Source organism: Amycolatopsis vancoresmycina (genome assembly GCF_000716785.1).
In the GTDB taxonomy this organism is placed as follows: Bacteria; Actinomycetota; Actinomycetes; order Mycobacteriales; family Pseudonocardiaceae; genus Amycolatopsis; species Amycolatopsis vancoresmycina.
In genome coordinates this window covers 55208-67895 of record NZ_JNYY01000017.1, presented here as the reverse complement: position 1 = coordinate 67895, position 12688 = coordinate 55208, and the positions used below count along the sequence as shown (strand labels likewise).

General features: G+C 73.3%; 11 protein-coding genes. 5 read left to right on the top strand and 6 right to left on the bottom strand.

What is annotated here, in order from left to right:
- Positions 1-26 precede the first annotated feature (26 nt).
- The gene (locus tag OO60_RS33860; protein ID WP_004559814.1) at positions 27-1013 is read right to left on the bottom strand and encodes a helix-turn-helix transcriptional regulator; all 987 of its coding nucleotides are present in this window, start codon (positions 1011-1013) and stop codon (positions 27-29) included.
- Between the two features lie 182 nt (positions 1014-1195).
- Here OO60_RS33860 and OO60_RS33855 point away from each other — a divergent pair, with 182 nt between their 5' ends.
- The 5 genes from OO60_RS33855 (at position 1196) to OO60_RS48260 (ending at position 7682) form a co-directional block, all read left to right on the top strand.
- Positions 1196-1465, top strand: coding sequence for a phosphopantetheine-binding protein (locus tag OO60_RS33855; RefSeq protein WP_004559815.1), 270 nt, complete (start codon positions 1196-1198; stop codon positions 1463-1465).
- The gene (locus OO60_RS33850) at positions 1458-2990 is read left to right on the top strand and encodes an acyl-CoA ligase (AMP-forming), exosortase A system-associated (protein WP_033262874.1); all 1533 of its coding nucleotides are present in this window, start codon (positions 1458-1460) and stop codon (positions 2988-2990) included. The genes OO60_RS33855 and OO60_RS33850 overlap by 8 nt, the downstream gene beginning before the upstream one ends.
- Positions 2991-3078: 88 nt before the next feature.
- The gene (locus OO60_RS33845; RefSeq protein WP_004559817.1) at positions 3079-3921 is read left to right on the top strand and encodes an ABC transporter ATP-binding protein; all 843 of its coding nucleotides are present in this window, start codon (positions 3079-3081) and stop codon (positions 3919-3921) included.
- Positions 3905-4666, top strand: coding sequence for an ABC transporter permease (locus OO60_RS33840; protein ID WP_004559818.1), 762 nt, complete (start codon positions 3905-3907; stop codon positions 4664-4666). Before OO60_RS33845 ends, OO60_RS33840 begins: the two co-directional genes overlap by 17 nt.
- Positions 4667-4685: 19 nt before the next feature.
- The gene (locus OO60_RS48260) at positions 4686-7682 is read left to right on the top strand and encodes a beta-ketoacyl synthase N-terminal-like domain-containing protein (protein ID WP_051767845.1); all 2997 of its coding nucleotides are present in this window, start codon (positions 4686-4688) and stop codon (positions 7680-7682) included.
- A gap of 16 nt (positions 7683-7698) precedes the next feature.
- Here OO60_RS48260 and OO60_RS33830 read toward each other — a convergent pair whose 3' ends face one another.
- The 5 genes from OO60_RS33830 to OO60_RS33810 form a co-directional block, all read right to left on the bottom strand.
- Positions 7699-9096, bottom strand: a complete 1398-nt coding sequence (locus OO60_RS33830; RefSeq protein WP_003066151.1) for a hypothetical protein — start codon at positions 9094-9096, stop codon at positions 7699-7701.
- A 376-nt stretch (positions 9097-9472) separates the two neighbouring features.
- Entirely contained in the window at positions 9473-10219 is a 747-nt protein-coding gene (locus tag OO60_RS33825; RefSeq protein WP_003066154.1) for a thioesterase II family protein, read from the bottom strand.
- Positions 10216-11283, bottom strand: coding sequence for an HAD-IIIC family phosphatase (locus OO60_RS33820; RefSeq protein ID WP_003066156.1), 1068 nt, complete (start codon positions 11281-11283; stop codon positions 10216-10218). Before OO60_RS33820 ends, OO60_RS33825 begins: the two co-directional genes overlap by 4 nt.
- A complete protein-coding gene (locus OO60_RS33815; RefSeq protein WP_003066159.1) occupies positions 11280-12419 on the bottom strand; it encodes an acyl-CoA dehydrogenase family protein in 1140 nt (379 codons plus the stop codon). The genes OO60_RS33820 and OO60_RS33815 overlap by 4 nt, the downstream gene beginning before the upstream one ends.
- 3 nt (positions 12420-12422) lie before the next feature.
- A complete protein-coding gene (locus OO60_RS33810) occupies positions 12423-12674 on the bottom strand; it encodes an acyl carrier protein (RefSeq protein WP_003066161.1) in 252 nt (83 codons plus the stop codon).
- Positions 12675-12688: the final 14 nt, after the last annotated feature.

Sequence of the window (12688 nt, the reverse complement as noted above, 5' to 3'; positions counted from 1 at the left end):
TTCGCGACACTCGACGAGCGGGCGTCTCAGGCGAGTGTGAAGCGGGAAGCTGCCTGCACCCCGGCCTGGAACCGCGACACCGCGTCCAGGTTCTGCAGCATCGCGGCGATGTGCCGCCGGCACGTCCGCACCGACATCCCGAGCCGCCGCGCCACGACCTCGTCCGTCAGCCCCTGGGCCATCAACCGCGCGATGGCCTGCTGCAGGTCGTGGGCGATCTCGCCGCTGTAGCCCTGGTCCTCGGCCGAGAACGGCGTCGCGCCGTCCCACAGCTGGTCGAACAGGCCCAGCAGGAACCGCACCATGCCCTGGTCGCGCACCCGGCGGGCGGACAGGTCGGCGACGTCCAGCGTCACCGCCAGCGACCGGTCGAAGACCACCGCGGCTTCCGGGACCCGGCTGAGCGTGCGGATGCGCGCCCCGCGGTCCGCCAGCTGCGTCAACCGGGCGCGGGCCGCGTAGCCGGCGCGGCTGCGGTGCGGGCACACGACCCGCACGCCGACGCCGTCGCCCAGTACCGAACAGCACGCGTCCAGCAGCTCGTCGACCAGGTCGTCGGCCGCCTCACCCGGGTGCAGGACCACCAGCTCGTCGCGGCACACCTCGGCCGCCAGCTTGATCAGGCCGCGGATCTCGGCGACACCCTCCACGCGGTCGAGAGTGCCCGCGGCACCCGCCGGGGCCCGGGTGATGCCGTCGATGCGCTCGCGCAGCCGGTCGGCCATTTCCCGCCGCTCGTACATCGCGCGCTCCAGCGGCGTCACGACCAGCTCCGCGGCCGCCGACGGTTCCCGGGGGACCAGGCCGCCGTCCGCTCCCGGCCGCAGCAGGTGCAGCTCGACCAGCCGGGCCGCGGCCGCCTGCACCGTGTCGGCCGGCAGGCCGAGGTGGGCGGCCGCGGTGTCCACGGACGAGATGCGGCCGCAGCGGGCCGCGTAGCGGTACAGCTCGGCTTCGGGATCGGGCTCGGGCACGGAAAACGCCCCGGGCGGCGGGAGAGTGGCCGTCGACATCGTGCCTCCAAGGGTCTGGCTTCTGCGCTTCCCACCGTCGCAGCCGCCCTTCTCGGTGCACTCTCACCCCGCTCTCGACCGGCAGTGGCGGGACGAGAGCGGCGTGATGGCCCGGTGAGTCCGGCCGGTGGTGTCCTCGGGAGGACAACGGTTGACCGCCGAAAGCGAAGCAGGGTGACGAAATGCCTGACACACTCCCCATCCCGCCGGGGTTCCTCGAGATCCTGATCGCGCACCTGCCCTACGCGCTCGGGGACCGGATCGCCGAGGACGACGACCTCGCCGCGCTCGGGCTCGACTCGATGGGCGTGGTGCAGCTCGTCACCGACCTGGAGGAGACCTTCGGCTTCGAGCTGCCCGACGAACTGCTCACCGAGGACACCTTCGCCACCGCGGGCAGCCTGTGGGCCGCCGTCGCGGAGTTCGTCGCCCCGGAGCCCGCCGATGTCTGAGGCCGCCGCCCCGGTGCGGCTCGACCAGCTGCTCGCCCGCGGCGCGGCCGGCGACCCGGCCGTGACGTACAAGGACCGGACGCTGACCTACGCCGAGCTCGCCGACCAGGTCACGCGGGTCGCCCGCGGCCTGCACCGGCTCGGCGTGCGCCGCGGCGACCGGGTGGCCGTGTACGCCGAGAAGCGGCTCGAGACCGTCGTCGCGCTGTTCGCCGCCGCGGCCGCCGGTGCGGTCCTGGTGCCGCTGAACCCGCTGTTCAAGGCCCGGCACATCGCCCACGTCGCCACCGACTGCACGCCGAAGGTGGTGCTCACGACCGCCGAGCGCCGGGCGACGGTCCGCGAGGCGGTGCCCGAGCGCACCCCGGTCGTCGTGTTCGGCGAACCCGCGTGGGACGCGCTGACCGCGGCCGAGCCGGAAGCGGTGCCCGGCGCGGTGATCGACCAGGACCCGGCCGCCATCATGTACACCTCCGGCAGCACCGGCGGCCCCAAGGGCGTCGTGCTGTCCCACCGCAACCTGCTCGCCGGGGCCGCGAGCGTGGCGGAGTACCTCGGCCACACGCGCGACGACGTCGTGCTCGCCGCGCTGCCGCTGAGCTTCGACGCGGGGTTCAGCCAGCTCACCACCGCCTTCGCCGCCGGCGCGCACGTCGTGCTCGTGAACTACCTGCTGCCCAAGGAAGTCGTGCGGCTCTGCGCCCGCCACGGCGTCACCGCGCTCACCTGCGTGCCGCCGTTGTGGCTGCAGCTGGTGACGCAGGAGTGGCCCGCCGAGGCGACCGCGCGGCTGCGGTACTTCGCCAACACCGGCGGCCGCATGCCGCGCGCCACGCTGACCCGCCTGCGCGAGATCTTCCCGAAGGCACAACCGTTCCTGATGTACGGCCTCACCGAGGCGTTCCGCTCCACCTACCTCGACCCGGCCGAGGCGGACCGCCGTCCCGGCTCGATCGGGAAGGCGATCCCGAACGCCGAAATCCTCGTGCTGCGCGCCGACGGCTCGCCCTGCCTGCCCGGCGAACACGGCGAACTGGTGCACCGCGGCGCGCTCGTGGCGCTCGGCTACTGGAACGACCCGGGCCGCACCGCGGAACGCTTCCGCCCGGTGCCGGGCCCGGACGGCCTGGTGCGTCCCGAGATCGCCGTGTGGTCGGGCGACACGGTCTACCGCGACGAGGACGGGTTCCTGTACTTCGTCGGCCGGACCGACGAGATGATCAAGACGTCGGGCTACCGCGTCAGCCCCGCCGAGGTCGAAGAGGCCGCCTACGCGACGGGCCTGGTGGGGGAGGCGGCCGCGTTCGGGGTGCCGGATCCGGTGCTGGGCCAGCGGATCGTGCTGGCGGTCGCGCCGGAGGCCGACGCCGAAGCGGTGTCCCGCGCGCTGGCGAAGGAACTGCCCGCGTACATGCTGCCGCGGCGGATCGAGGCGCTGCCGAAGCTGCCCCGGTCGGTCAACGGCAAGTTCGACCGCGTGGCGCTGCGCGAGGCGCTGAGCGCGGTGCCCGCCGGCACCGAATGACGGCAGTTTCCTGCCACCGCGGGAGCCCGCTGCTCCCACCGTCCTCGTGCGACAGTGCAAGAGCCGTGAATCGCAAGGAGCGATCCCTATGTTGCAAGCAATCGACCTCCGGAAACGCTACGACGAAGTGCAGGCCCTCGACGGCTTCAGCCTCGAGGTCGCCGCGGGCGAGATCGTCGGACTGGTCGGCCACAACGGCGCCGGCAAGACCACGTTCGTCGAAATGGTGTCCGGGCTGCTGCGCCCGGACAGCGGAACCGTGCTCGTCGACGGCGAAACGCCGACGCGCGCCCGCGACCGCATCGGCATCTCGCCGCAGCACATCGCGCTCTACCGCCCGCTGACCGTGCGCGAGCACCTCGAGCTGTACGGCCGCCTGGCCGGCCTGCGCCGGGCCGCGCTGCGCACGGCGATCGACGACCTCACGGCCGCGCTGCGGCTGGAGACCTTCCTGAACCGCACCTGCGGCCTGCTCTCGGGCGGCCAGCAGCGGCGGGCGCAGGCCGCGACGGCGCTGGTGCACCGGCCGGCGCTGCTGCTGCTCGACGAGCCGACCGCCGGTGCCGACCCCGAGACCCGTCAGGCGCTGCTCGACGTGGTCAAGCAACGAGCAGGCGAGGGAGCCGCAGTGGTCTACACCACCCACTACCTGACCGAACTGACCGACCTGCAGGCCACCATCGCGGTGGCCGCCGAGGGCCGCGTGATCGCCCGCGGCGGCGCGGACGAGCTGCTCGCCGGCCTGCCCGGCGAGGTCCGCGTGCGCACCGCCGACGAGCAGCTGACCGTCTCGACCACCGACCCGACCGGCACGCTGCTGGAGCTGCTGCCGAAGGTGGAGCGGCCGGTCGAGTCCGTCGAGCTGCGCAACCCCAGCCTGGACGACCTCTACCACTCCCTGGCGGTGACGACCGATGTCGACGCGCACTGACTCCCTCTCCCGGGCCGGCGCCCTCGTCCGCTACAACGCGATCCTGCGCCTGCGCGACCCCTCGCAGCTGATCAGCTACCTGATCACGCCGATGATCTTCATGGTGCTGTTCCAGCCGCTGTACGTGAAGGCGCTGGGCACCGGTGCCGTCGAGGCCGTGACCGGGCAGCTGGTGATGTTCTCCGTGTTCGCGATGGCGATCGTGGGCAACGCGATCTTCGTCGAACGCGAATGGCGCACCTGGGACCGGCTGCGCGCCAGCCGGGCCGCCCGCGCGGAACTGCTGATCGGCAAGGCGATCCCGGTGTTCGTCGTGCTGCTGGTCCAGCAGGGCGTGCTGATCGTCTACGGCTGGCTCGTGGTCGGGATGCCGTTCCCGGTGTCGCCCGGCCTGGTGTTCGGCGCGATGTGCCTGTGGGGGTTCATGCTGCTGGCCATGGGCGCGGCACTGTCCACTGTGGTCCGCAGCCGCGGCGACCTGATCGTCGCCGTCGACCTCGGGGCGATCACCATCAGCTCACTCGGCGGTTCGCTGCTGCCGGTCTCGCTGATGCCGTCGTGGGCGCAGGCGATCGCGCCGTTCTCCCCGGGCTACTGGGGGCTGTCGCTGATCCGCGCGGCCATGGCCGGCAACGCCGAAGCGATGCTGCGCCCGGCGCTGATCGTGCTCGGGATCGGGCTCGCCACCGGCGCGTTCGCCACCTACCGGCTGGCCCACGGCTGGGGCCGCAGCCACCTGCTCTGAAGCACCGAAAGGACCTGCTGTGACGGAACCGGCACACGAATCCGCCGTGGCGCTCGTCGGGATGGCGGGGCGGTTCCCCGGCGCCGCCGACGTCGAGCAGCTGCGCCGCAACCTCGCGGCCGGGATCCCCGGCCTGCGGGACTTGACCGGCGACGAGCTCGCCGCCGCGGGCGTGGACCCGGCCACCCCGGGGCACGTCCGCGTCGGCGGGCCCGTCGCCGGCGGTGTCGAGACGTTCGACGCCGCCGCCTTCGGGCTTTCCGCGCGGGAGGCGGAAACCCTGGAACCCCACCACCGGCTGCTGCTGGAATGCTCGTGGGAGGCCCTGGAACGGGCCGGCTACCGGCCGACCGAGCCCGGCGTGCCCGTCGGGCTGTTCGCCGGCTGCGCGTTCCCCGACTACCTGACCCGCAACCTCGGCGGCCTCGCCGCGGAACCGGACGGCAAGCCGTTGCTGTCCGCGGGCGTGGAGCGCGATTCGCTGACGTCGCTCGTGTCGTACAAGCTGGGCCTGCGCGGCCCGGCGATCACCGTGCAGACGTACTGCTCGACCTCGCTGGTCGCGGTGCACCTGGCGTGCCAGAGCCTGCTGACCTACGAGTGCGACCTGGCCCTGGCCGGCGGCGCCGCGCTGCCGCTGCCGCAGGCCGGCGGCCACGTCCACGCCGACGGCGACATCCTTTCCCCCGACGGCCGGGTGCGCGCCCTCGACGCGGACGCGAACGGCACCGTGATGGGGTCCGGCGCGGCCGTCGTCGCCCTCAAGCGCCTGGAGGACGCCCTCGCCGACGGCGACGTCGTGCACGCGGTGATCCTCGGCTCGGCGGTCAACAACGACGGCCGGGACCGGGCCGGCTACCCCGCCCCCGGCGTCGCCGGGCAGGCCGCGGTGGTGGACACCGCGCTCGCCGTGGCCGGGGTGAAGCCCGAGACGGTCGGGTACGTCGAGTGCCACGCCGTCGGCACGCCGCTGGGCGACTCGATCGAGCTCGCCGCGCTGAACCGGGTGTTCGGGCCGGGGCGGGCCGCGCCGTGCGTGCTGAGCTCGGTCAAGCCGAGCATCGGGCACCTCGACCGGGCGTCCGGCGTCACCTCGCTCATCCGGGCGGCGCTGAACCTGCGTGACGGTGTCCTGCCGGGCACCGCCGGGTTCCGCACGCCCAACCCCGCGCTCGGCGACCGGTTCACCGTGCTGCCCGCGGACGTTCCGTGGCCCGAGGACGGCACCCCGCGCCGGGCGGGGGTCAGCTCGTTCGGCGTCGGGGGGACGAACGCGCACGTCGTCCTGGAACAGCCGCCGGTGCGGGAGCCCCGGCCCGCCGACGGCCCGCAGCTGCTCACCTTCTCCGCCGGTGACGCCGCGGCCCTGGACGAGGTGACCTCGCGGCTGCGTGCCCACCTCGCTGCGCACCCCGACCTGGACCTCGGCGACGTCGCTTTCACGCTCCAGGTGTCGCGGGGGCACTTCGCGCTCCGCCGGGCCGTGGTGGTCCGGGACGTCCCGGACGCGGTGGCGGCGCTGGCCGACCCGGGCCGGTGGATCGACGGCGAGACCCGTCGCCGCGACCCGCGGTTCCGCCTGGCCGCGAGCTCCGGCGCGGAGTGGGGCGCGGCGGCCGCGGCGGCCCACCGCCTGCTGGCCGGGGCCGGGGTTCCGGCACCGGCGCCCACCCGCGAGGGGGCGCTGGCGGCGTTGACCGCCGGACTGACCCGGCTGGGTGTCCGGCTGGACGAGAGCGCCACCGACACGATCGTCGTCGAGGGCGGTTCGGCCGGCGAGTGGGTCCTCGAGACACTGGCCCGGCTCTGGCTCGCGGGCTGCGCGGTGGACTGGCCCGCCCTGCACCGCGGGGAAGGACGGCGGGTCGAGCTGCCCCCGTATCCGTTCCAGCGCAAGCGGTATTGGGTCGATCCCGGACGCCCGGCGCGTCCGGCTGCGCACGTGCCGTCGTGGCGGCTCGACCCGCAGCCGGTGACCGGGTTGGAGCGCCGGGTGCGCGCGGCGGGGCCGTGGCTGGTGTTCGCCGCCGACCCGGTGGCCGAGGCGCTGGCCTCCCGCATCACCTTGGCGGGGGGCGAGGTGACCACCGTGCGGCCGGGGTCCGGCTTCGCGTTCCTGGACACCGGCGACTTCGTCGTGGGGCCGGGCGACCTGCCCGAGCTGCTGCGCTCGCTGGTGGTCGTCCCGCGTACGGTCGTGCACGGCTTCGCCCTGGGCGGTTCACCGGGGGAGGCCGAGGTGGCGGCCGGGCTGTGGCCCGGGATGGTGACGCTGACCGCCGGCGCCGTGGGTGTCCTCGGCCCCGACCTGACCACGCCGGCGCACGCGGCGCTCACGGCGCTGACCCCGCGGCACGTGGACGTGGGCGCCGACGCCGACCTCGACCAGGTCCTCGCCGCCGTCCTGCACACCGAGCCCTCGCTGGCCGTCCGCGGAGACCAGTCGTGGCGGCTGCACCACGAGCCGTACGAGCTGACCGGGCACGCCGAGGCCGAGGTGCACCGGGACGTGCCGGACCTGGGCGGCGGCCGGGGAATCCTGCTCGTCCGGCCGGATCCCGCCGGACGCGCGCTGGCGGCCCACGCCCGCGTGGCCCGTCTCACCGGCCGCGGACGGTGGACCACCGTCGTGTCCACTTCGGACCCCGCCCCGGCGGTGCTCGCCGCGGTGGCCGCGGCCGACCAGCTGACCGAAGTGGTGCTGTCCGGTGTTCCGTTGCTCCAGCCGGTCCGAGCCACGGAGACCGTCCGGCTGACGGCGGCGGCGCGGCCCCGGCCGGCGCTGGGCACGCCGTTCGTGGAGCCGGAACCGGGCCTCGAGCAGGAGGTGGCAGCCCGCTGGGCGACGGCACTGGGCTACGAGGAGATCGGCGCGGACGACAACTTCTTCGAGCTGGGCGGCCGTTCGGCGGGCGCGGTCCGCATCGCGGCCCACTGGAACCTGCCCGCGACGGCGGTGGTCGAGCTGCCGACGGTCCGGTTGCTCGCGGCGCGGATCGCCGAGCGGGGTTCCTGAACCGGGGCCGAGCGCGTCACGTCCGCGCGCTTTGCCTGAGGCACGGGGAAAGGGAGAGCCACCACCGCGCCGAGGCACGAATCCGCACCGGGAGGTCGGGGGTGGCCGAGACCCGGCTCAAGGCGCCGTCCGCGCCGGCCATCCCCATCGCGTAGACCAGCCGGTCGAGGACCGAGATCTCCGGCTGTCCCGCCGTTGTGTGGTAGTTCAGCCGGGTGGCAGCCAGGGCCGTGACCCAGAAGGCGTCGGGGCTGGTCCCGCCGACGTGCCCGAGCGCGGACGCGGCGGTGTCCCGGACGGCGGCCGGCAGGGCCCGGTCCAGCACGAGCAGCTCGATGTCGCGGCGCTCGGCCGGACCGCCGATGACCCGCAGCGCTTCGACCAGGGGAACGGCCCAGTCCTTGTCGCGGCGCCGGTGGCGCAGGGCCGCACCCAGTTCCCGCGCCACCGGGGCCCGGCAGGGCGTGCTGTAGATCATGAACTGGGCGTACAGGCGCTGGTCGAAGACGTCGGCGAAGAGGGCTTCGCGGATCAGCTCCCGCAGGACGGCGTCGTCCCACGCCTCGGTGTCCGTGGCCGCCACCGCGGCCGCGATCTCGTCGGTCGCCGACCACTCCGGCGGCCCGGGCAGCTCGGCCGCGAGCACGTTCCAGATCCGGACCGGGACACGCTGCCGCAGGCCGAGGGGCAGCTGCCGGAGGATGGCCCCGGCCAGTGCCGCGGAGCCGGCGGAGACCGGCCCGCCCAGCAGGTCGGTCAGCAGGTCGGAGACGACGACCAGCTGCCCGCTCCGGAAGTGGCCCTGGCCGACTTTGCGGAAGCAGGCCAGCAGCGCGCCGGCGAACGTCCGGTCGGTCAGCGGCGAAGCCAGGTGACCGACCACGAGGCCGGCGGCCGCGGGGGCCGCGGTCGAGTCGAAGACCGACACCGTGCCGACCATGCTCTGCACGCCGAGATCGGCCGACGCGGACGCCGCGGCCGCGATGGCCGCGGCGCCGCCGACCGGGTGCGCCATCAGCCGCTGGAAGGCCTCGGCGCGGTGCATCCACTTGACCCCGTCGGAAATCGCCATTTCGGTCAGCAGCCGTTCCGACAATGTTTCCCAGGTGCGCTTCGGGCTGAGGATTGCGTACGGCGTCCGGCAAAGGAGCGCGGTCAGTTCGTTCCATTCCGGACCGCTGACGTTCCCGCCCGTCACGGCCAGGTCGACGAGCGTGTCCAGCCGTCGCGCGGCAATGTCGTCGGCGATCTCGCACCGGGCGAGCCGCGGCGCCGCGTCGGCCGTACCGCGGTAGTACCTGGCGACGGTGTCGGTGATCGCGACCAGGGCTTCCCCGCGGATGCCGAGCATGGTCTCGTAGCGGCGGACGGCGGCGTGGGGGACGAGCGCGGTGCTGTTTTCCCACCGGGACAAAATGTCGATCGACGGCGGAACGCCCGGAAAAACCGCGGCCCACGTCTCGGCAAAACCCCGTAATCGTCGCATTTCCGGTTCCGGCGCGTGAATGCGATTGGCGCGCAGCAACCAGCTGATCCGCTGCGCAAGGCGGAGTGCTTCGGCCGGTCTTCGCGGTGACGTCACGCTATTCTGACTACCCTGGCCGGCCCGGTGGCGAAAGCCGCCATTGGAGTCGGGTGATGGGCCCGCCGCCAGGGGTATTGGCGGCGGACCCACCACGTTGTGGGGGCGGTACCCCGATTCGCGAGGTTTCACACGTGATGCCCCGCCAATCACGCGTGATGCCCCTCCGGACACGCGTGATGCCTCGTCAAGCACGCGTGATGCCTCTTCAGGACCAGGGGCGGAGGGCGGTGGCCAGGTGGGCCAGCGTCACGTCCTCCTGCTCCAGCACCGCGAAGTGGCCGCCCTCGAGGACGTGCCCGCGGAACGGGCGGACCGTCTGCTCCCGCCACGCCAGCACCGACTCCACGCTCGCGCGCACGTCCGACGTGCTCGCCAGGGCCGTCACCGGGACCTCCAGCGGCGGGCCGGCCACGTACCCGTAGGTGTTCTTCACCGTCAGGTCCGCCCGGATCGGCGGCAGGATCAGCCGCAGCACGCGGGGGTCGTTCAGGAACACCTCCGGCGTCCCGCCCAGCGTCCGCAGCAGCGAAACGATCTCCGCGTCACCCATGCCCGCCACGATCGGGTCGTCCGGGGTCAGCCACTGCGGGGCCGGGCAGCCCGACACCACCAGGTGCACCGGCAGCTCGGCCCCACGGCGGGAAATCTCCCGCACCAGCTCGAACCCGACCAGCGCCCCCAGACTGTGGCCGTAGACCGCGTACGGCCCCTCGGCGGACAGGACGAAATCCGCCAGATCGGCGACGTACGAGGACATCGACGTGTGCGGGGCATCCCGCTGCCGCGTCTCGCGGCCGGGCGGCTGGACCGGGCACACCGTCACCCCGGGCAGCCGGCCGATCCACGCGCGAAACGCCGACGCCGAGCCGCCCGCGTGCGGCAGGCAGTACAGCCGCACGTTCCCCGCGGTCGCGGGGAACGGCAGCCAGCGGCTCGCGACGGCCGTCGTCACGACTCCACCTCGAGCGTCACGTACCCCGGCGGCTCCTGGATCTCGGCCAGGTCCGCCGCCAGCACCACGTGCGAGCCCTCGCGGGACACCTCGCGGAACCCGCTGAACGCGTAGGTGATCTGCATCATCCGGTTCCGGCCGGTCTCGACGAAGTCCGCGCGCAGGCCCGCGCCCGCCGCCCGGGCCAGGCCCATCACGTGCCCGAGCAGCACCGTGCCGACACCGCGGGACATCACCCGGCACGACATCAGCATCATGTTGAGCCGCCAGTCCGGCGTGCCCTTCTCCAGCAGCGCCAGGCCGATCTTGCCGTAGGAGCCGAACTTGTCGGTCAGCGACGCGACGAGCAGCACGTGGTCGTCCGACGAGCGCAGCGCGTCCAGCTCGTCGTAGGAGTACGTCCGCCCGGTCGAGTTGAGCTGGTTCGTCCGGACCGTCAGCTCCTCCGCCCGCTGCAGGTCCTCCTGTCGGGCCGGCGCGATGGTGAACCGCAGGTCCAGGCTGGCCAGGAAGTCCTCGCCGGTGCCGGCGAAGTCAGCCTCGACGTCGTCGCGGGCGAGCTGGCTGAAGTACATCCCGCGCCGCTGCGCCGACTCGTCGGTGACGAACCGCGGCGCGAACTCCGGGCGCCGCAACACCTCGTCGGCCTCCAGGATGTCCACAGTGGTCACCTGCGGCAGCGCGAAAGCCACCTCGGCCCGCTCGAACTCCTGGTCGTCGACGAACGCGAAGGCGTCCAAGCCCAGGTTGAGCTTCTGCGCGATCTGGCCGATCGACGCCGACTTCGCGTTCCACGAGATGCGCGGGAACAGGAAGTACTCGTCCAGGCCGAATTCGCGCAGCTTCGCCATCGCGGCTTCGTGGTCGTTCTTGCTGGCGACCGAGTGCAGCACGCCCATCGCGTCGAGCCGCTTGACGTGCTCGACCACCCACGGCCGCAGCCGGACGTCGCCGTCTTCCAGGAGGACCCCGTCCCAGACGGTGTTGTCGAGGTCCCACACCACGCACTTGATCTTGCCCTGCACCGGCTTCGCCGCGGGTGCCGGAGAAACGAGACTGGTCACGGTACCTGCTTCCGGTAGGCCTCGGCGGCGATGGTCATCCGCTGGATCTCGGTGCTGCCCTCGATGATCTCCATGACCTTCGAGTCCCGGTAGAACCGGGCCACGGGGTAGTCCCCGCTGCAGCCGTTGGCGCCGTGCACCTGCACGGCCTCCGACGCGTGCTTGGCGGCCGCGACCGACGCGAAGTACTTCGCCACCCAGGTGGCCATGATCGTGGCCGCGTCGCCGCGGTCCTTGAGCCGGCCGGCCTCGGCCAGCAGCAGCCGGGCCGCGCGGACGTCGGTGACCATGTCCGACAGCTTCGCCTGGATCAGCGGCAGGTCCTTCAGCGGCGTGCCGCCGACCGTGCGCTTGCTCGTGTAGTCGGCGCACGCGTCGGCGCACGCCTGGATGATGCCCACCGACCCGGCCGCCACGCTGTAGCGGCCGAGGTCGAGCGTGCCGGTGAGGACCATGCCGGAGGCGAACCCGCTCGGCCCGAGCAGCGCGTCGGCGCCGAGCCGGACGCCGTCGAACCGGATCTCGGCCAGCATCGACGAGCGCGTCCCGAGGATGTCGTCGATCGGGGTGACCGTGACGCCGGGGGTGTCGCGCGGCACGAGCAGCGCGATCGTGCTGGCCGGGCCCTTGGCGAAGACCAGGAACAGGTCCGCGCGCTGGCCGTTGGTGGTCCACTTCTTGAGGCCGTCGAGCCGCCAGCCGTCCCCGTCCGGGGTCGCGGTGGTGGTGATCGCGGCCGTGTCGCTGCCCGCGCCGGGCTCGGACAGGCAGAACGCGCCGAGGGTGCGGCCGCTCGTCAGCTCCGGGCCCCACCGGTGCTGCTGCGCCTCGGTGCCGAAGCGCAGCAACGCCCAGGAGAGCATGGTGTGCACGGTCAGCAGGCTGCGGACCGACGAGCAGCCGCGGCCGACCTCCTCGTGGATCTCGCCGAGGGTGACCATGTCGAGGCCGGAGCCGCCGAGTGCGGGCGGCAGGAACGGCGCCCACAGCCCGGCCTCGGCGATCTTGTCCAGCACGTCCTCGGGGATCCGCCCGGCTTTGTCCCACGCGTCGGCGAAGGGGACGATGTGCTCGTCCACGAAGGCCCGTGCGGCCTCGCGGCCGGGCGCGCGGACCGCGGTGAGTACCTCCGTCACGGGTCAGCCCACCGTCGCGGCCGGGCGCAGGCGGCCGACCAGCTCGGTCATCGCCGCCGCGGTGCGGAAGTTGTCGATCCGCAGTTCCTCGTTGGGGATGGTGACGGCGAAGGTCTTCTCCAGGTGCATCACCAGCTCCATGGCGAACAGGGAGTTGATGTAGCCGAGCGAGAAGATGTCCTCGGTGGCGGTGATCTCGGCCTGGGGGAAGCGGCCGGTGATGAAGGCGAGGATGTCGCCGGTGGTCTCGGACATGGTGTTCTCCTTCT